Source organism: Streptomyces sp. RPA4-2, from assembly GCF_012273515.2.
Classification (GTDB): Bacteria; Actinomycetota; Actinomycetes; order Streptomycetales; family Streptomycetaceae; genus Streptomyces; species Streptomyces kaempferi.
In genome coordinates, this window is the sequence record NZ_CP050975.2 from 8,967,287 (window position 1) to 8,987,428 (window position 20,142).

General features: G+C 69.9%; 13 protein-coding genes and 5 pseudogenes. 8 read left to right on the plus strand and 10 right to left on the minus strand.

Features of this window, described 5'->3' with window-relative positions:
• Positions 1-61: 61 nt before the first annotated feature.
• The 6 genes from HEP85_RS39480 to HEP85_RS39505 form a co-directional block, all read right to left on the minus strand.
• Positions 62-2,302, minus strand: coding sequence for a plasmid pRiA4b ORF-3 family protein (locus HEP85_RS39480; RefSeq protein WP_168532131.1), 2,241 nt, complete (start codon positions 2,300-2,302; stop codon positions 62-64).
• Positions 2,303-2,758: 456 nt separating this feature from the next.
• Complete coding sequence (locus tag HEP85_RS39485; protein WP_329293499.1) at positions 2,759-2,902, minus strand: hypothetical protein; 144 nt, start codon at positions 2,900-2,902, stop codon at positions 2,759-2,761.
• Positions 2,903-2,948: 46 nt separating this feature from the next.
• On the minus strand, positions 2,949-4,148 hold the full coding sequence (locus HEP85_RS39490) for a PP2C family protein-serine/threonine phosphatase (RefSeq protein WP_369658040.1): 1,200 nt from the start codon (positions 4,146-4,148) through the stop codon (positions 2,949-2,951).
• Between the two features lie 248 nt (positions 4,149-4,396).
• On the minus strand, positions 4,397-4,711 hold the full coding sequence (locus tag HEP85_RS39495; protein ID WP_329293502.1) for a hypothetical protein: 315 nt from the start codon (positions 4,709-4,711) through the stop codon (positions 4,397-4,399).
• Between the two features lie 167 nt (positions 4,712-4,878).
• A complete protein-coding gene (locus tag HEP85_RS39500) occupies positions 4,879-5,997 on the minus strand; it encodes an acyl-CoA desaturase (RefSeq protein ID WP_138895250.1) in 1,119 nt (372 codons plus the stop codon).
• 7 nt (positions 5,998-6,004) lie between these two features.
• Positions 6,005-7,066, minus strand: a complete 1,062-nt coding sequence (locus HEP85_RS39505) for a ferredoxin reductase (protein ID WP_168532133.1) — start codon at positions 7,064-7,066, stop codon at positions 6,005-6,007.
• Positions 7,067-7,152: 86 nt separating this feature from the next.
• On the opposite strand from HEP85_RS39505, the gene HEP85_RS39510 reads away from it, so the two are divergent.
• The gene (locus HEP85_RS39510) at positions 7,153-8,292 is read left to right on the plus strand and encodes a CdaR family transcriptional regulator (protein ID WP_168532134.1); all 1,140 of its coding nucleotides are present in this window, start codon (positions 7,153-7,155) and stop codon (positions 8,290-8,292) included.
• A gap of 330 nt (positions 8,293-8,622) precedes the next feature.
• Here HEP85_RS39510 and HEP85_RS39515 read toward each other — a convergent pair.
• Positions 8,623-8,922: pseudogene (locus HEP85_RS39515) on the minus strand (transposase); the annotation flags it as partial.
• A gap of 6 nt (positions 8,923-8,928) precedes the next feature.
• Here HEP85_RS39515 and HEP85_RS39520 point away from each other — a divergent pair.
• The 3 genes and pseudogenes from HEP85_RS39520 to HEP85_RS39530 form a co-directional block, all read left to right on the plus strand.
• Positions 8,929-9,312 (plus strand): annotated as a pseudogene (locus tag HEP85_RS39520) (integrase core domain-containing protein); the annotation flags it as partial.
• 763 nt (positions 9,313-10,075) lie between these two features.
• A pseudogene (locus HEP85_RS39525) lies at positions 10,076-10,954 on the plus strand (transposase); the annotation flags it as partial.
• A gap of 50 nt (positions 10,955-11,004) precedes the next feature.
• Positions 11,005-11,307, plus strand: coding sequence for a hypothetical protein (locus HEP85_RS39530; RefSeq protein ID WP_168532136.1), 303 nt, complete (start codon positions 11,005-11,007; stop codon positions 11,305-11,307).
• Between the two features lie 176 nt (positions 11,308-11,483).
• Here HEP85_RS39530 and HEP85_RS39535 read toward each other — a convergent pair whose 3' ends face one another.
• Together HEP85_RS39535 and HEP85_RS39540 are read right to left on the minus strand one after the other, a co-directional pair.
• On the minus strand, positions 11,484-12,134 hold the full coding sequence (locus HEP85_RS39535; protein WP_168532137.1) for a chloramphenicol phosphotransferase CPT family protein: 651 nt from the start codon (positions 12,132-12,134) through the stop codon (positions 11,484-11,486).
• Between the two features lie 43 nt (positions 12,135-12,177).
• Positions 12,178-13,419: an IS256 family transposase gene (locus tag HEP85_RS39540; RefSeq protein WP_168532138.1), complete on the minus strand. Its 1,242-nt coding sequence runs from the start codon at positions 13,417-13,419 to the stop codon at positions 12,178-12,180.
• A gap of 488 nt (positions 13,420-13,907) precedes the next feature.
• On the opposite strand from HEP85_RS39540, the gene HEP85_RS39545 reads away from it, so the two are divergent.
• Both HEP85_RS39545 and HEP85_RS39550 read left to right on the plus strand, forming a co-directional pair.
• The gene (locus HEP85_RS39545) at positions 13,908-14,741 is read left to right on the plus strand and encodes an alpha/beta fold hydrolase (protein WP_168532139.1); all 834 of its coding nucleotides are present in this window, start codon (positions 13,908-13,910) and stop codon (positions 14,739-14,741) included.
• 22 nt (positions 14,742-14,763) lie between these two features.
• The gene (locus HEP85_RS39550) at positions 14,764-15,345 is read left to right on the plus strand and encodes a TetR/AcrR family transcriptional regulator (RefSeq protein ID WP_329295297.1); all 582 of its coding nucleotides are present in this window, start codon (positions 14,764-14,766) and stop codon (positions 15,343-15,345) included.
• 804 nt (positions 15,346-16,149) lie between these two features.
• On the opposite strand, the gene HEP85_RS39555 is transcribed toward HEP85_RS39550, so the two are convergent.
• The gene (locus tag HEP85_RS39555) at positions 16,150-16,536 is read right to left on the minus strand and encodes a metalloregulator ArsR/SmtB family transcription factor (protein WP_168532140.1); all 387 of its coding nucleotides are present in this window, start codon (positions 16,534-16,536) and stop codon (positions 16,150-16,152) included.
• Between the two features lie 94 nt (positions 16,537-16,630).
• Between HEP85_RS39555 and HEP85_RS39560 the strand changes: the two are divergent.
• Together HEP85_RS39560 and HEP85_RS39565 are read left to right on the plus strand one after the other, a co-directional pair.
• Positions 16,631-18,598, plus strand: a pseudogene (locus HEP85_RS39560) (heavy metal translocating P-type ATPase); the annotation flags it as partial.
• A gap of 635 nt (positions 18,599-19,233) precedes the next feature.
• A pseudogene (locus tag HEP85_RS39565) lies at positions 19,234-19,622 on the plus strand (cation diffusion facilitator family transporter); the annotation flags it as partial.
• Positions 19,623-20,142 lie beyond the last annotated feature (520 nt).

Genomic DNA, 20,142 nt, shown 5'->3' on the forward strand with positions numbered 1-20,142 from the left:
TCACCGTCATCCAGGCGGTCTTCACCGCGCCTTCGTCCACCAGTGGGTTCCGACCCTGCTGTCACCGGCGGGAGTGGGCCTTGTTGGCCGCGGTACGCATGCGTTTGGCCAGCCGCCTGTCGACGCCGCGCAGGCCCTCACCCAGTTCGGCGAGTACGTGGGCGGTGGCCGGGTGCTCCACTCGCCACAGGTCGTCCACCCGCTGTTCGAGCGCCTCCGGCGCCGTGTTCCAGTTCTCCAGGAAGCCCCGGACCAGCTCCTCGGTCTCCCCCGCACCGGCGAGGACCGACAGCCCGTCGATGAGTAGCCACAGTCCGGCCTCCTCGGCTCGCGCCGGGCTGCTGGGTGCTTCTGCCCCAAGGCGCGCGCCGAGGGTCGCGGCGGCCACCTGTCGGCACCCCTCGACGTCGGAGTCCGCTGCCTTGCGCAGCACGCGCAGTGCCCGGGGCTCGTCGAGATCGGCCAGCACCGGTTGGGCCACGGCGCGCTTCGCCGCCGCCTCGTGGCCGGCTCCCGCGCATGCGTCGAGCAGCCCTACCGCGGCATCGGCCGCCGAGCGGTGTTCCAGCCACCCTTCGACTTCCCGGCGCATCTCCTCGGGGGAGTAGCCCAGGAGTCCCTGGAGCAGAGAGCCGGCGTCCGCTTCGGCGTACTCACCGAGCAGGGGGGCGGGCACACCGCACTCCATCAGGTAGGCGCGGAGTCCGTAGCGGCCGAGTGGGGTGAGCCGCATGCGGTGCCCCCGCCTGTCCTCCCACGACCGGTCCGACGCCGCCGACGAGGTTCCCGAACCGCCGCCCAGTTCCTGCCCGCCCATGGCGTTCAGGAGTGTGCGCAGAGATTCCGCCGAATCGTCGCCGTCACCGGGCTCGCACTCCACCGCGCCCAGCAGGGCGAGCCCTTCCCCGAGCTCCTGGAAGGACGCCGCGAACAGCGCCTGGAAGAGATCGAACGCCGGCCCGTTCTCGCCCGCCTCGCGGGCCTGCGCACGCAGCTCGTCGACATCCACCCAGGCGTCGTCCGGGGCGTCGTACAGCAGACCGACCAGTCCGTCGGCGATCTGGGCGGTCAGCTCGCCCAGCTCACCGTGCCACCCGTCCAACACCCCCGTCTCACCGACCTCCTCCAGCAGATCGTCCATCGTGGCGGCCCAGAACGCCAGAAGCCCCTCACCGGCGAAGTCGGTTGCCGCGCCACCCCACGCGCGGCCCCCGCTGATCGTGATCATTTCGCCGTCCACGGCGAGCCACCACGGATCGTCGAGAACGGCCACGTCCTTGGCACTGCGCACCGACTTCAACGCGCGAGCGCGCGCGACGGCATCCGCATACGGCGAGTCGTCGTCGGCCAGCTTCCACAGCTGGAGCTCCTCGACGGCCTCACGGGCGAGCGCGGGCCGCAGCACCCGGCCGGCGGTGACCTGCCGTCCCTCGTGGCACCAGGCGGCGAGCCGCAGCGCCGCGTCGAAGAGCGGAACACCTCGCACGGCAGCGACAAGGTCCTCCTGCGGAGCCAGGGTCACCGGGCGCAGCACCGGCACATCCTCGGCCGGTCCGTCGACTCCGGCATCGACCGGATCGCCCACCCCGCACTGCCCGCAGGTACACAAGGCCACGTCCTCGGCGGCCAGCCGACGGACACCGCCGCGCCCGGCCCGATCACCGGCTGGCGGCTTCGCTTTGCCGGACACCGTGTCCGGCGTCAACTGGGCCAGGCGCGCGGTGATCCCGTCCCGGTCGAAGGCCGCCGGGTCGTAACCGGCCGCCCGCAGCTCGGCGACCAGCTCACCGTACGGGCCATCCCCGGCTCCGTCCGGGGTGTCGAGGAACTCCAGTACCTCGGCCAGCCCCGACACGCCGCCGATGTCCTCGGCCGGTACATCGGCGCGGCGCCCGCCGACGCAGCGCACCGTCCGCTCCGCGCGGACCGGGCGCGGCAGTGTCTTCTCCAGCGTGATCCCGTGCTCCCAGTCGTCGCCGAAGTCGTAGACGTAGCGCAGCCGTGCTCCCTCCTCGGCCAGCACGTCGCCGAGCGCGGTGGCGTCCTCGTCGCCGACCCCGCGGCCGAAGCCGAGATCGATGTCGGTGAGCCTGGCCGCATTGCCGTACCCCCGGCCGGACCCGTCGGTGAAGAGATGCAGGTGGCCACCGTGCCATCCGAAGGCGACCTGGATGGCGTCGTGCAGCGTCCCGAGCGAGGTGTCGGACGGCAGCACGAGGCGCCGCCACAGGGGCGGTCTCGTGCCGTGCAGCACGATCTTCAGCTGGAGATCGGACGGGGCCGTCTTCCCGTCTGGCCGCATCTGTTACTCCCACCGCACCGGGGCTGTTCGACGGGCCCCATCATGGCGCTGTTCGTGTGCCCGGCTCAAACCCGGTCGCGGCGGCCACCGTCCTTGTGTACACACGGTGTCGACACCGGGCGGCCGGGGAAGCGGTGGGGGTCATGACGTGCGAGCCGACGTCCGGAGCCAGCAAGGTGAGCCCGTGCTGGGGTGAGCGGGTCGTGGCAGCTTGTTCCACCCCGATCAAAAGGGATGGACTCCAAGCCGGCGTGCGGGACGAACGGAGCCGACTTGAGGAGGAAGTCCGACGGCTGAGCGATGAGAGGCGGCTCGGCACGACTCGGTCCAGTCAGCAAGCGCAGGCTGGGCACGTAGCCGACGCGGGTCCTGCCGGAGGCGCCTTCGCCCAGCAGGTTCCAGTGCATGGTGCGTTCCGAACCGCCGAATGGGTTCGCGGCGCTTTGCGCGGCACTTTCAGTGCCCCCCGCGCTTGAAGAACTGTGTCGCGGCCGCGAGGCGGGTGGCCCACTTCTCCGCCTGGCTGGTGCGCGGCTTCGGCTTCTCGCCTTCGTCGGCGGGCTCGATCCCAAGGACCTGCTCGCACGTCCACTGCTGCACGCCCTTCCTCCCCGCCGGTCGTCTCCTGCGGGGCACGGGGCAGCGCCTATCGGCCGGCCCGAGTGTGGGTGTGGCGGCCGTCGTAGTGGGGGCCGTGCCAGTCGAGGCACAGCACGGTGGCGTCGTCGGCCAGGCGGCCGTCGAAGGCGTCGGTGACCGCCGTTGCCAGGACGCGCACGACCTCGCGGGGATGTTCGGAGGCGGTGTTACGGATCAGGCTCGGCAGGTCGACGGACTCGGCCTGTCGCTCCTGCATGCCGTCGGTGTAGAGCAGGAGGCGGTCGCCAGGGCGCAGGTCGAGGTCCTGTACGTGGTAGCGGGTGCCTCGGGGCGCGCCGAAGAGCACATCGACGTCCAGACGCACCTCGCTCACCACGCTGTCGCGCAGGAGCAGCGGCCAGGGGTGTCCGGCATTGACGAGCTGTGCGCCGGTTCCGTCCAGGGCGACGCGCAGGAGCTGGCCGGTGGCGAGGGCGTGGTGGCCGTGGTCGAGGAGAGCCTGATGGATCCGGCGGGCCTGTTCGGCCAGGTCGGCGCCGTCGCGGCGGGCGCCGCGCGAAGCGTTGACCAGGAGGGTGGCCATGAGGGCGGCGTTGACGTCGTGGCCCATGGCGTCGGTGATGGACAGGTGCAGGATGTCGTGGTCGAGGGTGTAGTCGTAGGTGTCCCCGGCGGCGGATTCGGCGGGCACGAGGGACGCGGCGAGCGCGAATTGTGCGGCTTCGCAGGAAGGCGCGTCGGGCAGGAGCTGTCGCTGGATCTCGGCGGCCAGGCTGAGCGGGGTGGCGCGCTGCCCCAAGCGGAAGAGGTCGGTGAAGCGGCGGTCGGTGACGATGATGTACGCCAGCGCGTGTGCGGCCTCGCGGACCTCTTCCAGGATCTCCCGGCTGACCTGGGGCAGGGACAACTCCAGGACGCCGATGGTGTCTCCGCGGTGGGTCACCGGGGCGAGCACCCGCTGCCCGTGCCTGGCATCAGGGGCCTGCACCAGCTCCTGGGCAAGCAGCACTCGGTCGTAGGCGCTGCCGGCCAGCTGGATCCGACTGGCGTGGCGGCCGAACTGCGAGGCGCTCCCCTCGTCCAGCCGCACCATCTGTCGGCCGGCGACATCGACGAACAGGAACGACACCGCCCGCGCGCCGAACCGGTCGCGCAGATTGCGCGCCACCACTGCCAGAGACGCCCCCGGCGCCGCGTCCTCCGCTGCGGCGAGCAGCCCAGTCAGCCCGAACGGGGCACCCGGCATCGTTGCCTCCAAGCGTTCTCCTGACTGCGGGCACCGCCCGCACCCAATCTCTCACCGGTTCCACCTTGCCCCCCGGCAGGACAGCAGGCACGCTCAGTTCTTCGCATACAAGACCACCCGCCTGCCTGCTCGGCGAAACGGCGGGATCGAGCACCGGGCAGGGCCGTGTGGTGCCGAGGTGGTCGGGGGATGGGTCCGCCCGGCTGCTGAGTGGTGGACAGCGGCCGGGCGGTTGGGCGGTGTACGGGTCAGGCGCGGGCGCCTGCGGGCAGGTCACCGATCTTGTTCACAACGGCGCGGGAGAGGACTGCGCTGGTGCCGGTGAGCATGCCGGCCTTGCCCATCGCGGTGTCCTTGACGAGGTAGCCGCGCTCGCCGAGGAACAGGTGGGTGTTGCGGTCGAAGATGTACTCGGTGAGTTCGCCGTTGGAGACGTGGGCGACGGCTTCGCCGTGCCGGCCGGCCGCGTCGACGGAGTCCTTGACGAGGACGACGCCGGGGATCTTCGCGGCGGCCCGCCAGATCGCGGAGGCCACGTCTGCGGGGACGATCGACTCGGACACGGTGTCGCCGACCCAGTTGAACGCGGCCGCGTCCTTGCCGGGGGCCTGGCCGCGGGTGGCGGAGCCGTGATCGCGGATCTGTGCGCGACAAGCCGAGACTGTTTGGAGAGCTGCCCGGGTGGGGCTGCGCCGGTACGGCCGAGAGATCTGAAACCAATACCCGGGGATCAGGCGGCGACGAGCTCCTGCTCGCGGTCCGGCGTTTTGACCTTGGGCTTCTTGTTCGGCAGCGAGAGCCGGAAGACCTTGCGCCACGCGGAGAACACCTGCTTGGGCAGCGGGCCGGTGACGTACTCCAGCTCGTACTTCTCGAACAGCGCGCGCACCTTCACCGCGACCTCGGCGTACCGGTTGCTCGGCAGGTCCGGGAACAGGTGGTGCTCGATCTGGTGCGACAGGTTCCCGGTCATGAAGTGCATGGCCTTGCTGCCGCTGATGTTCGCCGAGCCCATCATCTGGCGCAGGTACCACTGGCCGCGCGTCTCGCCCTTGATCGACCGGCGCTCGAAGACCTGCACGCCCTCGGGGAAGTGCCCGCACATGATCACCGAGTGGGACCAGATGTTGCGGACCAGGTTCGCGGTGAACGTGGCGGCGAGCGTGGTGAGGAACGACGGGCCCGACAGCAGCGGGTGGATCACGTAGTCCTTGAGTACCTGCTTGCGGATCTTGCGGCCCACGGCCTTGGCCCGCGCGCGGAACTCCGGGTTCTTGCGGCGGCGCTTGTGCAGGTTCTTGCCGAGCTCCAGGTCGTACGCTGCGATGCCGTACTCGAAGAAGCAGGCGTTGATGAAGTTCCACAGCGGCTGGCCGAGGTGGAACGGGTGCCACTTCTGGTCCTCGTCGACGCGCATGATGCCGTAGCCGAGGTCGTTGTCCTTGCCGATCACGTTGGTGTACGTGTGGTGCAGCTCGTTGTGTGAGTGCTTCCATTGCTCGGACGGCGAGACGTGATCCCACTCCCAGGTGGTGGAGTGAATCTTCGGGTCCCGCATCCAGTCCCACTGGCCGTGCAGGACGTTGTGGCCGATCTCCATGTTGTCCATGATCTTCGCCACGGACAGCCCGGCGGTGCCGAGCAGCCACGCGGGCGGGAAGATCGAGAACAGCAGCACGCCCCTGCTGACCAGCTCGAGCTTGCGCTGCGCCGAGATGACCTTACGGATGTAGGCGGCGTCTTTCTCGCCGCGGCCGGCGATCACCTCGTCGCGGATCGCGTCCAGCTCGCGGCCTAGCTCCTCGATCTGCTCCGCGGTCAGGTGGGCGGTGGGGTCGATGGCGGTCAAGGTGCTCCTACCGTTCGATGTCGCAGGGGCCCGCCGCGGCGGACACGCAGGTCTGGATGAGGACGCCCGGCTCAGCCTCGGTGATCTCGCCGGTGCGCAGGTCGCGGACGGCGCCCGCCTTGAGCGGCGTGATGCAGCCGAAGCAGATGCCCATGCGGCACCCGGAGGGCATGAGCACGCCGGCCTCCTCGCCGATGTCCAGCAACGGCGTGGCGCCGTCCGCGTCGACGGTCTTGCCGGTGGCGCTGAACGTGACCTCGCCGCCGCCGCCGTCGCCGGCGACGACGATGCTGGGGCGGAAGCGTTCGGTGTGCAGGCGCTCTTGGACGCCGTGCTCGGTCCAGTGCTCTTCGGCGGCGTCGAGCAGGCCCGCGGGCCCGCAAGCCCAGGTCTCGCGCGCGGCCCAGTCGGGCACGAGTTCGTCGAGACGGGCGATGTCGAGCATGCCGTCCGTGTCGGTGTGCACCTCGGTGAGCCGCAGCTTCTTGTCCGCGACCAGGTCGTGCAGTTCGTTGCGGAAGATCACGTCTTGCGGCTGTGGCGCGCAGTGGACCATGACGACGTCGTCGAACTCGATGTCGCGCAGCATGCCCATCACGGGCGTGATGCCGCTGCCGGCCGTCAGGTAGAGCACCTTGACGGGCTTGGCCTGCGGCAGCACGAAGTCACCGGTCGGCTGGTCGAGCTGGATCAGCGTGCCCGGATTTGCCCTGCGGACCAGGTGGTTGCTGACCTTGCCGCCCGGGATCGCCTTCACGGTGATCGTGACGCGGCCGTCCTGGCGGCTTGTCGGCGAGGTGATGGAGTAGGCACGCCACAGGCGCACCCCGTCGACGTCGACCCCGATCCGCACGTACTGACCGGCCGTGTGGCCGCGCCAGCCCCGTCCCGGCCTGATCACGACAGTCGCGGCGTCACCCGTCTCGGGGTGCACGGCCTCGATGCGCCCACGCAGGTCAGCGCCCGCACGCAGTGGGCTGACCAGGTCGAGGTAGTCCGACGGCAGCAGCGGCGTCGTGACCATCTCCAGCAGTTTCCACGCCCTGCTGCGGAGGGCTGCACTCGTCATGACTCCAGCTTGCTGCGCCTCAAGGCGTAAAGTCCTGACCGCAGGACGTAAATCTGGTCGGCTGAATTGTTCGCAGGGAACAAAACGTGAGCCATGCAATCCGGAAGGCCAGCGAACTGGCCCTGGACGAGACGACGGTCACCGCACTTCGGGCCGTGCTGAAGACCACCGCCGACGAGGTCGTCCAGGCGATCATCGACGAGGTCCCTTCCTACGCCAACGCCCTTTCGGGCCACATGGGCGTCACCATCCGCCGAGCCGTCCGCACCGCCCTGGGGCACTACCTGGACCTCGCGAGCGGGAACGCCACAGGCGGCGACGCCGGTGACGCAGCCTACGAGTTGGGCCGCGGCGAGGTGCGCGACGGCCGTTCGATGGACGCCCTACTCAGCGCCTACCGCGTCGGCGCCCGCGTGGCCTGGCGATACCTGGCAGCGGGTGCCGTACCCGCAGGTCTGCCCGCCGCCGAGGTCGCCAAGTTCGCCGAGCTGACCTTCGCCTACATCGACGAGCTCTCCGCCGCGAGCGCCGCGGGCCACGCCGACGAACTGGCCGCCCGGGGCAGGGCCCACGAGCGCCACATGGAACACCTGGCCCGCGACCTCCTCGCCGGCGCGAGCCCGGACGTGCTGCGGGCCTCTGTTCAACGGGCCGGGTGGCAGCCTCCGGTTTCGCTGACCGCGGTCCTGCTGCCCGCCGCCCAGGCCCGGCCTGCCTACCGCGCACTCGACCCGAGCACCCTCGTCCTCGACGATCTGCCGGATGCCACCGGTGTGCTGCTCGTCCCCGATGCCGACCGATCACATCTCCTGCGGCAGCTGACCGGCCGCACCGCCGTGGTCGGCCCGGCCCGGCCATGGACTCGTGCGTCCGCCTCGTACGCACGAGCCGTACGCGCGCGCTCCCTCTCCTCTGATATTCGCGACACCGAGGACCACCTGCCTGAGCTGGTGCTGAGCGCCGACGTGGACGCGTTCGCAGACCTGCGTGCCCGAGCCCTCGCGCCGTTGCGGACCTTGCCTGTCGCGACCGCACGGCGGCTGGAGGAGACGTTGCGGGCGTGGCTGCTGCACCAGGGCAGGCGGGACGAGGTGGCGGCGGCGTTGTTCGTCCATCCCCAGACCGTCCGGTACCGGATGTCGCAGCTGCGGGAGCTGTTTCCGGATCTCGCATCGCCACACCGGGTCCTTGAACTGACGCTGGCGGTCGGTCTTCGGGTCAGCTGACGCGTACTTCGACCGTCAACGACCGCGTCCGCGAGCGGTCCAGGAATCGTGCCTCGTTCTCGGTGCCATCAGCTGGCTCATGCGGCCCGGGGAAGAGCGGTATGAGCCAGCTGAGACCGGGGGTTGATGTGAAGACCGGGCAAGGCCTCGGGAAGCCCGTCGGGGGCGCTGTCTCTGAGCCTCGATCCACCGCGTGAATTCTGATCTTCGATTTCGGGTGGGGTTCTGGTGTTGATTCCGGGTTTGGGCAGCACGTTTTGCCGGGTGGCCGTCCCGGTGGCGGGTTCTCCGAAGGTTTTCCTGGTCGTGGGCGGGCGTCGGGCAGCTGGGTCAGGTCCTCAGGCGCTGTCCGGTGGTAGTCCACAGACCGGTGAAGTCCGCTTCCCAGCGCCAGCGTTGAAGGAGGTGCAGGGTGATCGTCCGCGCCCTGGTGGCGATCCGGGCCGGGACGTGGATGAGGTGGCGGCGGATGGTGCCGGTCCGCGCTTTGGCATGGAAGGTGGAGGCGAGGTGACCTGCGGCCCGGGTGAGGTTGTAGGCGGTGGCGGCCAGGGTCAGCCAGGCGGCGTTCGCGGTGAACTTCCCCGAGGGCAGGTGACCGAGGGCGGAGTCCTCCAGGTCGGCGAAGACGCCGGTCTCGGCGTCACCAAGTCGCATTCGCGGCCGAAGACGTCGAACGACAACCCGTACAGCGAGAGCCAGTACAAGACCCTGAAATACCGGCACGACTTTCCCGAGCGTTTCGGATCCCTCGAGGACGCCCGGGCGTAGGGCACCCAGTTCTTCACCTGGTACAACGAGGAGCATCGGCACTCCGGGATCGGCCTGCACACGCCCTACGACGTGCACTTCGGTCTCGCCGAGCAGCTCCGCGAGATGCGTGCCGACGTCCTCCAGGCGGTCTACGCGAAGCACCCCGAACGCTTCGTCCGCAAGCCACCGGAGCCCCCGAAGGTCCCCGCAGCGGCCTGGATCAACCAGCCGGCACCAGACGGCCCACTGCTCCCAGCACAGCGTTAGAACGATCTACCTGCCTTGATCGCTTTGACAGGTTCCGCATGGCTTTACTGGTCTGGTCGCCCGCAACAGCGCACGCCTTGCCCTGGCCACTGATCTCCCCGCCTCGGTACTGGCCGACCTCACTGGCACAAGCGTCAGCAACGCCACCCGCTGGACTGCCCTAGCTAAACGGGACGGGGCTGACTACATCGTCTGTCGTAAAGAGAGCTGACAGGGCCGGCCGACATGGAGAGACTCAGTGCCCCGATCTCCCGAGGATGTCCGTTCCCGCGAGCACGCAGGCTGGTAGGTAACTGAGCAGAGCAGGGGCGCGCCCATTGTGGCTATCATCATCCAAAAACCCCAGAATCTGTGCATCGCCTTGGGGACGCGGGAGCGTGGGGTGATTCCAAGCGCAGTGCGGGCGTGACGGGTAATTTTCGCGGTCGTCAAACCGTTCGTGCCGGGGCGCGAATCTGGCGACTGGAGGGCCCGGCGGAGGGCCGGATTAATTGCGCGCTCATTGTTGACTGTGAGCCGGATCCCATGCCGGTCGTGGAGGTGGAACTCGTCGAGGTAGCCGCCGGTTCGCTGGATCGTTTCGAAGCGGCGCACGCTGACGAGGCCATCGAGATCCAGCGTGCGTACACCGAGCCGCTTCCAGTTCGTCGACGATCATCGTGGCGCCTTCGGCGTCAAGCGGCAATGCCGGATACTCACGGTCTCGCGGTCCGGCTTCTACCGGTGGCTGGCCGGCGCGGACGCGCGGGCCGACCGGGCCCAGGCGGACGTCGAGCTCGCCGAGCACATCGCGGTGCTGGCCCGAGCCCAGCAGGACGCCACCTGGAACCACCAGCAGATCTCCAACCAGCTCCGCTCCCTGCTGCGCGAGTACTACCCCGCCGCCCTTGACGCCTTCGGAGCCTGGCAGAACGGCCTCTGCCGCCCCGAAGCCCGCGAACTCCTCAAGCTCGCCCCCACCCCGGCCCGCGCCGCCCGCCTGACCCGCAGCCAGATCGCCGCCGCCCTCAGACGCGGCTTACCGCAGCCGCAAGCTTGACACCGAGACCGACCGCCTGCGCGAGGTCTTCCGCGCCGAGTACGCCCACCAGCCGCAGCTGGTCGAGGACGCTCTCGGCAAGCAGATGCTCGCCCTTCTGCACCAACTCGACGCCACCTGCCAGGCTGCCGAGGAACTCGCCCAGGCCGTCGAAGAGCTCTTCCCCCGGCACCCCGACGCGGAGATCCTGCTGTCCTTCCCGGGCCTGGGAATCCAGCTGGCCGCCCGCGTCCTGGCCGAGGTCGGCGACGACCATAACCGCTTCGCCGACGCCGACGCCCGCGGCCTCAAGGCCTACGCCGGAGGTGCGCCAGTCACTCGCGCCTCCGGCAAGATGAGCCACATCGGCCGGCGCATCGTCAAGAACGACCGCCTCAACCACGCCGGCTACCTCTGGGCGTTCTCCGCCTCACCGCCTCACCCGGAGCCGGCGCCCACTACCGCGCCCGGCGTAAACACGGAGACTGGCACGCCGCTGCCCAACGCTATCTCTTCAACCGACTGCTCGGACAGCTCCACCACTGTCTCCAGCAGCACGAACGGTTCGACGAGCACATTCCTTTCCCAGCAGCCGCCATGCAGGCAGAGGCGACTGCCGCGTGAACCGGCAGGACGCCTTGCTCCTGCCGGCCACAGCGGTTGATCATTCGAGGATGAGACCAGAAGTTCAGGCGTTCGTAGCCGACGGCCCCCTCCCCGACTGGGACGCCGACGGGGAGGAGATCGACCGGCGATCCGACCAGCTCGACGCCATCGCCAAGCCCGTCACTGGCGAGGAGGCCCAAGCGCTGGTCGCCTGCTTCGGCCCGGACGACTGCTACGGCGTCGCCTGGGCACTTCTGCACCTCATCGAGACAGGCCCGAATCCGGTCCTGACCACCGAACCCGCCCCCGACGCCAACGAGTGGCACCACACCCTCTGGGCCCGCATCGTCAACAGCGGACTCGCCCTCTGAACTTGACACGCAAACCCTGTGGGATGTCTGCCGTGGTCGGGCCTATGGTCGGGCTCCGGCGCTACCTGATCGATGTAGGGGATCGGCCGCCCGGTCTCCGAGGGCTTGAGAGGGCCGGTGTGCCCGACCCGCGTACAGAAGGGGATGGAGCTATTGTCAAGACCTGTGGGTGGAGCTCAATTCGGATCGCCAGCGCGCATGGCTAGCTTCAGCCGTGTGAATGCCGTCGGAGTCGGCCGCCGTGCCAGGGCGTTCTTGATCTGCTGAGCGATCTCCCCAGAGGTGCTCTTACTCGTGTCGCACTCGATGGCATAGGTGCCGTGCGCGTGGACCTGCTCGAACTGCCGCGCGGCAAGGCCGGGCGTCCGGTCGCCGCGGACCCGTTCCCGGCGTTGCAGTTCCGGCAACGGGCAGTGAACGCCGACGAGGACGACGTTCTCGGCAGTGAACAGGTCGAGGCAGTCGAGGAGGCGCCAACGCTGGCTCAGCACGTGGTCAACCACGACCTGATTGCCGGCCGCGGCCATCCCGGCGATGGCGCGGTGGAAGCCCATGGCGGTTCGGTCGATCTCGGCCTGCAGACGTTCGTCGGGAATGTCCCGATCAGACCGCATCGCATGGAAGGCGTCCACCGGCATGTGAAAGAACGATTCATCCAGGATCTGGAGAAGCTCCCGGGCGATGCTCGATTTGCCAGAACTCGATGTTCCGTTCAGGAAGATGATCAATCCGCCCGGCGGCTGGCCAGGCACTTCAAGACCGCCGGGCACGCTGGTGTGAGCATTGGACAGGACTGCCTCGTTCTGATCTGAATCGTTGTGCGACATGGACAGATGATCTCGGAGGCAGCGGCAGGATCGCCACCAGGATTCATGCCGCTCCGGCCTCCTCCCGCTCGACCAGGACGCCGTTCTTGAATCGAGCTCCAGCCCGGACCAGGGGCACCAGGTGGGCGCCGGTGATCGCCCGCCAGCGGGCCTGGGCGGACTCGACGAGCTTGAACACCATCGTCAGGGCCGCAGCCGGGCTACCGGCACCGCGGGTGCCCTTCGTGCGGAGCTTGACCGTGGAGAACGTCGACTCAACAGGGTTCGTGGTGCGCAGGTGGATCCAGTGCTCCGCCGGGAAATCGTAGACGGCGAGCAATTCCTCGGCGTCGTCGGTGATCTTCGCGACGGCCTTGGGCCACTTGGCGCCGTAGGTCTTCACGAACACCTCGATCGCCTTCTCGGCATGGGCCCTGTCCTCCGCGTTGCAGATCTCCTGCATCGCCTTCGTCGCGCCCGGCTGTGCCGACTTCGGCAGGCAGTTCGTGACATTTCGGGCCTTGTGAACCCAGTACCTTTGCTGCCGTGCGGCCGGGAACACCTCCACCAGCGCCTTCCACAAGCCCATCGCACCGTCACCGACGACCAGCTCGGGATCGCGCATGCTGCGTCGGCGGCAGTCGCGCAGCAGGTCGGCCCACGACTCGGTCGATTCGGGCAGCCCCTCCGCGAGCGCGATCAGCTCTTTCGTGCCGTCGACGCGGACGCCGAGCAGGACCAGGACGCAGGAGTGCGCCTGCCCGAGGCGGACCTTCGGGTGCACTCCGTCGGCCCACACGTAGACGAAATCCCGGTCGGACAGGTCTCGATCCTGGAAGGCGGCATGGTCCTCGCCCCACTGCTTCGTCAGCCGGGTCACGGTGGCCGGTGACAGCCCGGCGGCCGAGCCGAGGAACTGCTCCAGCGCGGGCGCGAAGTCCCCGGACGACAGTCCGTGCAGGTAGAGCAGCGGCAGCACCTCGCTGACTTTGGGCGACTTGCGGCACCACGGCGTCAGGATCTTCGAGGAGAACCGCTTGCGCTCGCCGGTGGACGCGTCGATGCGGCGGTCGTTCACCCGGGGCGCGGTGACCTCGATGGCCCCGGCTGCCGTGGCCACGGTCCGTGGCCGATGGCGACCGTTGCGGACCACCAGACGATGCCCCCGCTCATCGGTCTCAGCCGTCAACTCGGCTATGTACTGGTTGACTTCCGCCTCCAGCGCGGCGGCGAGCATCCGCCGGGCGCCCTCGCGCACGATCTCGTCGATCAGGGAGCCGGACTGCGTGGAGCCCTCGCCGTTCACTACAGCACTGGGCGTGCCTTTCCGACCCGCGCTGCAACGCGGGCCTAACTCGGAGATCTAAGGATCATTCGGGAAGGTACGCCCTCCGCGTCCCCTCCCGGAACCGATCCACAAGTCCTGAGCATTGCTCAAGGGGATGCCGGGCTCGACGCATGCCGCGTACAGCGGGTAGCACCGCCACTTCGCGGCGCCGTTGTCGCGGTGACATCAGCAGCGCTGCTGCGTGCGACGGCACGGCTCTTGCGGTCTCGAACATGGTGGATCCATCGGCCGTATCGGTGCCGGTCGCCGCCCCGGTGCGCAGGCAGTGCGGGACTGAAGGGCCCCGCGGGGCGCTCGTGCCTTGAGTGCAGCCTGTGGTCTCCGCGCGCGGCACGTGCCCTGCCATTGCCTGCAGTTCCATCGCCGGGATTGACTTCCAAGCTAATGCTGATAGCTTTTAGGTAATGCAGTTAGCCGCCGGGCTAGCGGACCATATGGAGGTAGTTGTGACCGAGTTCCTGAACGTCGACGGCGGGACCATCGCGTACGAGGTGAGCGGGACCGCCGGGCCGCTGGTGGTGGTCGCCCACGGCATGGGCGACAGCCGCGAGGCCTACCGGTTCTTCACCCCCGCCCTCGTGGAGGCTGGGTATCGAGTCGCCGCGGTGGACCTGCGCGGCCACGGCGAGTCCAGCGTCGGCTGGGCGTCCTACACGCGCACCGACCTCGCGGGGGACCTGATCGCCCTGGTGAAGCACCTCGGCGGGCCGGCGATACTCGTCGGCCACTCCATCGCCGGCGGCGCGGTCACCATCGCCGCGGCCAAGGCCCCGGACCTCGTCACCGCGCTGGTCGAACTCGCGCCCTTCACCCGCAAGCAGCAGATCCGGCTCGGCGACTTTCGGGTGGCCGGCTACCGCCGCGGCGCTACCCATCTCATGGGCACCACCATCCTCGGCAGTACCCGGCAATGGGCCAAGTACCTTGACGCCGCCTACCCCGGCCCCAAGCCCGCGGACTGGGACACGCGCATGGGGCAGATCACCGCGATGCTGGAGGAGCCCGGCCGGATGAAGGTCCTGCAGGCGATGGGCAAGATCTCCCCCGCCGACGCCGGTGAGCAGCTGGGCAACGTCACCTGCCCGGTGCTCGTCGTGCAGGGCACCCTCGACCCCGACTGGGCCTCACCGCAGGCCGAGGGCGAGGCGATCGTCGCCGACCTGCGGACCGGTCTGGGCCGGCTGGAGATGATCGAGGGGGCCGGTCACTACCCGCACGTCCAGTTCCCTCAGCAGACCCTCACCGCGGTCCTGGCCTTCCTGGCAGGCGTCCGTGCCTAGGGCAGGCCTGGACGCGGCCTCGATCGTCGTCGCCGCCGCCGACCTCGCCGACGAGATCGGCTTCAGCGAGCTGACCATGGGCCGGCTGGCCGAGCGGGTCGGTGTGCGAGCCCCGTCGCTCTACAAGCACATCTCCAGCCAGGACGACCTCCACCGGCGCATCGCGGCGCTCGCCTTCGACGAGGCCGCCGACGCGATCGGCACCGCCGTCCAGGGCCGCGCCGGCCGCGACGCCCTGGCCGCCGCGGCCGGCGCACTCCGCGACTTCGTGCTCACCCACCCCGGCCGCTACGCGGCCACCCTCGGCCTCACGCCGACCGGTCCCGACGACCCGATCATGCTCGCCTCCCGACGGGGGATCGGTCCCTTCGAAGCGGTACTGCGGGGATACGACATCGACCCACAGGAGATGACCCACGCGCTGCGGGCGGTGCGCAGCGTCTTCCACGGCTTCGCCAGCCTGCAGGCATCCGGCGGATTCCAGTGGTCAGCCGACCTCGGCGAGAGCTTCGACTATCTCATCGACCTCGTCGATCGTGGCCTTCGCGCCACCACGGTCACAGATCCCACCGCCGTCACAGACCCCACCGATCACCACCGGTAGACCACACCCTCGCCCGCCGCCGTCAGCCGCTCCTCCCGACACCGTCAGAAGTGGGACCACGGAGGACGGCCACACTCCGTGCGCCGGAACGTTCACCACGTCATCGGCCCGTACGAACCAGTACCCCACGACAGCCTGAGAGCCGGCCGCGAGCACCAACTGCCGTACCAGCAACTTGTCCTGACCCGCGCCCGGCAGCGCGATGCCGAAGAGCAGGCACGCGGCAAGGACACGCACGCCCCAGGATGGGCTGGAGTCGAAGGCCAGATGGTGGACCGTGCTTGCAACCGCCGTACCCAGCAAGGAGAACAGCGCTGCCCGGACAGCCGCAACTGGCACCACACGCGGCACCACGCCGCGGCGGCACAGACGGGACGCATCCACCGAACCCCCTATGACCCACCCATCATGGGGCGAGGTTGCGCCCGTGTCACTATCGCGTCCGGCGCCAACCGCGTGCTGTCACAGGGCCGTTACCCCTTCTCGGTCCGTCGTTCATGAGCGCGGACGCACCCAGGCCGACGGTGCCCGGGGTATCGGCCTCGCAGAAGGCACACGAACTGCCGGCATGCGTTCTCCCGGCTCACCGGCCCGGGATCCGTCGCGTAGAGCGGCCGTTCGGGACCTCATCCACCCGTCGCCGCAGATGGCAGGGGCGGCGATGGCCGTAATCTCCCGCCGTCCCTCCTGGCAGGCGGTCACCAGCCCGGCTACGAGGAGGGCGACTTGCCCGGCCGCTTGCGGAGCGACATCCAGACCCTCTGCCGCTGACCTCCCGGCGGCCGACCCGGGCGCCAGGGTCGACTACACCGTTCCCGTCGCTGCGGCGGCGGGTTCGGGGGTGTCTCGCAGGCCGAAGCGGAGGTGCTCTACGTGGAAGAGGGCCTGGTCGAGGAGTTCGGCGACGTGGTGGTCGTAGAGGGCGTAGACGATCGAGCGGCCGTTGCGTTCGCCGGTGACCAGGCCGAGGTTGCGCAGCAGGCGCAATTGGTGGGAGCAGGCGGAGGCTTCCATGTCGACGGCTTCGGCGAGGTCGCCGACCGCGCAGGGGCCTTCCTGGAGCCGGGCGAGGATCCGCAGCCGGGAGGGGGTGGCCAGGGCCTGGAGGGTCGCCGCGACATCGGTCGCGCCCACGGCGTCGAGTCGCTCGCGGGTGGTGGCGGTGTTCTTGGCATCGGCTCCGTGACCCATGACGCCATCATACTGGTGACACATGAAGACCTGTTCATATGATCCTGTACGGTGGATGTGTTGCTGTCCTCCGCCCGTGAAGGGTCGTTTTGTCATGCCTTCCGCTCTCATCCAGCGCCCCGAACGGACGCCGTCGGCTGCTCCGGCGGCGGTGCCGCGCCGCGGTACGCGCGTATTGGCGCTGGCCGAGGCGCGGTGGGCCGGGGCTGCGCTGGGGCTGTTCCTGATCGCGCTGCCGCTCCAGCTGACCGGCGCCCCGCCCTGGGCCTGGGGGCCCTTGTACGCGGCGGCCTATGTCACGGGCGGCTGGGAGCCGGCCTGTGCCGGCCTGCAGGCGTTGCGGGAGAAGACCCTGGATGTGGATCTGCTGATGATCGTGGCCGCGCTCGGTGCGGCGGCGATCGGGCAGGTGATGGACGGTGCCCTGCTGATCGTCATTTTCGCGACCTCCGGCGCGCTGGAGGCGCTGGCCACCGCTCGTACCCAGGACGCGGTCCGCGGCCTGCTCGACCTCGCCCCCACCACCGCCACCCGTCTGGCCGACGACGGGAGCGAGGAGACAGTGGCCACCGAGGACCTCGCTGTCGGCGACACCGTCCTGATCCGTCCCGGCGAGCGGGTCGGGGCCGATGGCCGCATCCTTCAGGGGGCCAGCGAGGTCGACCAGGCCACCATCACCGGCGAGCCCCTGCCGGTGACGAAGGAGGCCGGGGACGAGGTCTTCGCCGGCACACTCAACGGCACCGGGGCGCTGCGGGTGAAGGTGGAGCGGGATGCCTCCGACTCGGTGATCGCCCGGATTGTGGCGATGGTCGAGGAAGCCTCACAAACCAAGGCGCCGACCCAGCTGTTCATCGAGAAGGTCGAGCAGCGTTACAGCCTGGGCATGGTCGTCGCGACCCTGGCGGTCTTCCTGGTGCCGCTGGGCTTCGGCGCGGATCTCACCGGTTCGCTGCTGCGGGCCATGACCTTCATGATCGTCGCCTCGCCGTGCGCGGTGGTGCTGGCCACCATGCCGCCGCTGCTCTCCGCGATCGCGAACGCGGGCCGCCACGGCGTGTTGGTCAAGTCCGCCGTCGTGATGGAGCGCCTCGGTCAGATCGACGTGGTCGCCCTGGACAAGACCGGCACCCTGACCGAGGGCACTCCGAGGGTGACCGACGTCCGGCCGCTGGCCGGCTCCGGCCTGGACGAGGACGCCCTGCTGACGTTGGCGGCGGGGGCGGAGCATCCCAGCGAGCACCCGCTGGCCCGCGCCGTCGTCGAAGCGGCACGCACCCGCGGCCTGGTGATCCCGGCCATGCGGGACTTCACTTCGGTCCCCGGGAGCGGAGTTGCCGCCACCATCGACGGCCACGCGATCGCGGTCGGAGCCCCCGCACGCCTCCTGGAGGGCACCGACGCGGCTGCCGTCGAAGCCGCGGCGATCGCCGAAAGCATGGAGTGCGAGGGTCGCACGGCCGTTCTCGTCCAGCGTGACGGCGTAGCCGTGGGCGTCCTGGGCATCGCCGACCGGCTGCGCCCCGCCGCCGCCGCTACCGTTGCCACCCTGGCTGCGCTGACCGGCAGCACGCCGATGCTGCTGACCGGCGACAACCCGCGCGCCGCTGCTCTGCTGGCCAATGAGGTCGGCATCAGCGACGTCCGCGCCGGACTGCTGCCCCAGGACAAGGCCACCGCCGTCCAGGAGCAGGAGAAGGCCGGGCGCAGGGTGCTGGTGGTCGGAGACGGCGTCAACGACGCCCCCGCGCTGGCCGCTGCTCATACCGGCATCGCGATGGGGCGGGCCGGATCCGATCTGGCCCTGGAGACGGCCGACGCGGTGATCGTCCGCGACGAACTCGCCACCGTTCCCACCGTCGTGGGCCTATCGAGGGCCGCCCGACGCCTGGTGGTGCAGAACCTGGTGATCGCGGCGGTGTTCATCTCGGGTCTGGTCATCTGGGACCTGGCTGGGCACTTGCCGCTGCCCCTCGGCGTCCTGGGCCACGAGGGATCGACCGTGATCGTCGGTCTCAACGGGCTGCGGCTGCTGCGGGACACCGCATGGAACCGGGCCGCGGCACCCCGCCGGGGGCGACCGGTGAGCCGCCGCAGCAAGAAGGCCGCCCCCGCCTCGGGGGCGGTACGGCCCACGGTCACCGTCTGCCGTGGCTGCTGCTGTGGAACCGCCGCCAAGGTCCCGCGCTTGGACCACGAAGCGCAACTCATCGACTTGCGCACCCTGCTGGCCGGAGTGGCGATGGTGCGGCGTACCGACTGCCTGGACGCCTGTGAGCGCGCCAACGTCATCGTCATCCAGCCCTCCGCCGAAGGCCGCCAGGCCGGCGGGCGGCCCGTCTGGCTCGGCCAGGTCAACGACTCCGGCGCCGCCGCCGACATCACCGCCTGGGTCAAGGACGGCGGCCCCGGTCTTGCCGAGCCGCCCGACATCCTCGACCTCTACACCTTCACCCCCTCGCGCCGCGTCCGGCACGAACTCGAAGACTGACCACCCCGCGACCGCCGGCACGTTCGGGGCCTTTGCCGGACCCAGGTCACGACCGCCCCGACTGGGCGATACCGGGGCGGACATGCTCCCTTTCACCGCTGCCCCGCATACCGTGCCCGGCGCCGCAGCGCGCGCCGGTGTTTTCATGGTGCTCAGCAGTGTGATTGCGGCCGGGCTGCGACATCACCCACCTGTGGGCGGTCGCCGCCGCGCTGGGCTGGCGGGCCGCCGACCCGATCGTCGGCCTGCTCATCACTGCCGCGATCCTCATGGTGCTGCGCGATGCCGCCCGCGAGGTCTACCGCCGCCTGATGGACTCCGTCGACCCCGCCCTGGTCGACACCGCCGAAGATGCGCTGCACGCGGTGGACGGCGTCCGCGGCGTCGGGCAGGTCCGGATGCGGTGGATCGGCCACACCCTGCGCGCCGAGGCCGACATCGTCGTCGACCCCGACCTCACCGTGGTCCAGGCCCACGCCCTGGCCGTCGCAGCCGAGCACGCCCTGATCCACGCCGTACCGCGGCTGACCGCCGCCGCCGTGCACCCGACCACACCACCCACGGCGGTGACCCGCACGCCGCCCTGGCCCACCACGCGGGAGGATGCCGGAAGGGAAGGCGACGGTGGCCGCGACGGCTTGATGCACCGGGCGTCGGGTACCGGGCCGGGGTATGGTCGAGGCAATGTAGCGACGCTTCGGCCGGGTTCGATGACGTGGGGAAGGCAAGCAGTGATAGCAGGCAGCGGACAGGCGCGCAGGCGGGGGATCGCCCGGCTCCTGGCGCTGTGCGCGGTCCTGCTCGGCCTGTTCCTCATGCACGGCGCACCGGCCACCGCCGCAGAGGGCTGCCACGGTGCGATGTCCGCGCCCGCCGGGATGCACGAAGACCCCGCCGCGTTGCAGTCCGTGACGGCGCCCATGGCACATCCCGGCGGGCAGCAGGCGTCAGGATCGGCGGCGATGAGCGGGTCGACGTGTGTCTCGACGCCCGCCCGCGACGAAGCCCCACTGACGGCACCCGGTCTGCTGGCCGTCGTCGCGGTCCTCGCGGCCCTGTTCCTGGCGGGCCGCCCCCTGGCCCCGGGTCGTACGGGGCGCAGGGGCCTACCGCCA

Coding starts and splice junctions, on each gene's coding strand:
- HEP85_RS39480 (WP_168532131.1), bottom strand. CDS start 2,302: ATGCGGCCAGACGGGAAGACGGCCCCGTCCGATCTCCAGCTGAAGATC.
- HEP85_RS39490 (WP_369658040.1), bottom strand. CDS start 4,148: ATGCCGGGTGCCCCGTTCGGGCTGACTGGGCTGCTCGCCGCAGCGGAG.
- HEP85_RS39505 (WP_168532133.1), bottom strand. CDS start 7,066: ATGACGAGTGCAGCCCTCCGCAGCAGGGCGTGGAAACTGCTGGAGATG.
- HEP85_RS39530 (WP_168532136.1), top strand. CDS start 11,005: ATGAGACCAGAAGTTCAGGCGTTCGTAGCCGACGGCCCCCTCCCCGAC.
- HEP85_RS39535 (WP_168532137.1), bottom strand. CDS start 12,134: ATGTCGCACAACGATTCAGATCAGAACGAGGCAGTCCTGTCCAATGCT.
- HEP85_RS39555 (WP_168532140.1), bottom strand. CDS start 16,536: ATGGGTCACGGAGCCGATGCCAAGAACACCGCCACCACCCGCGAGCGA.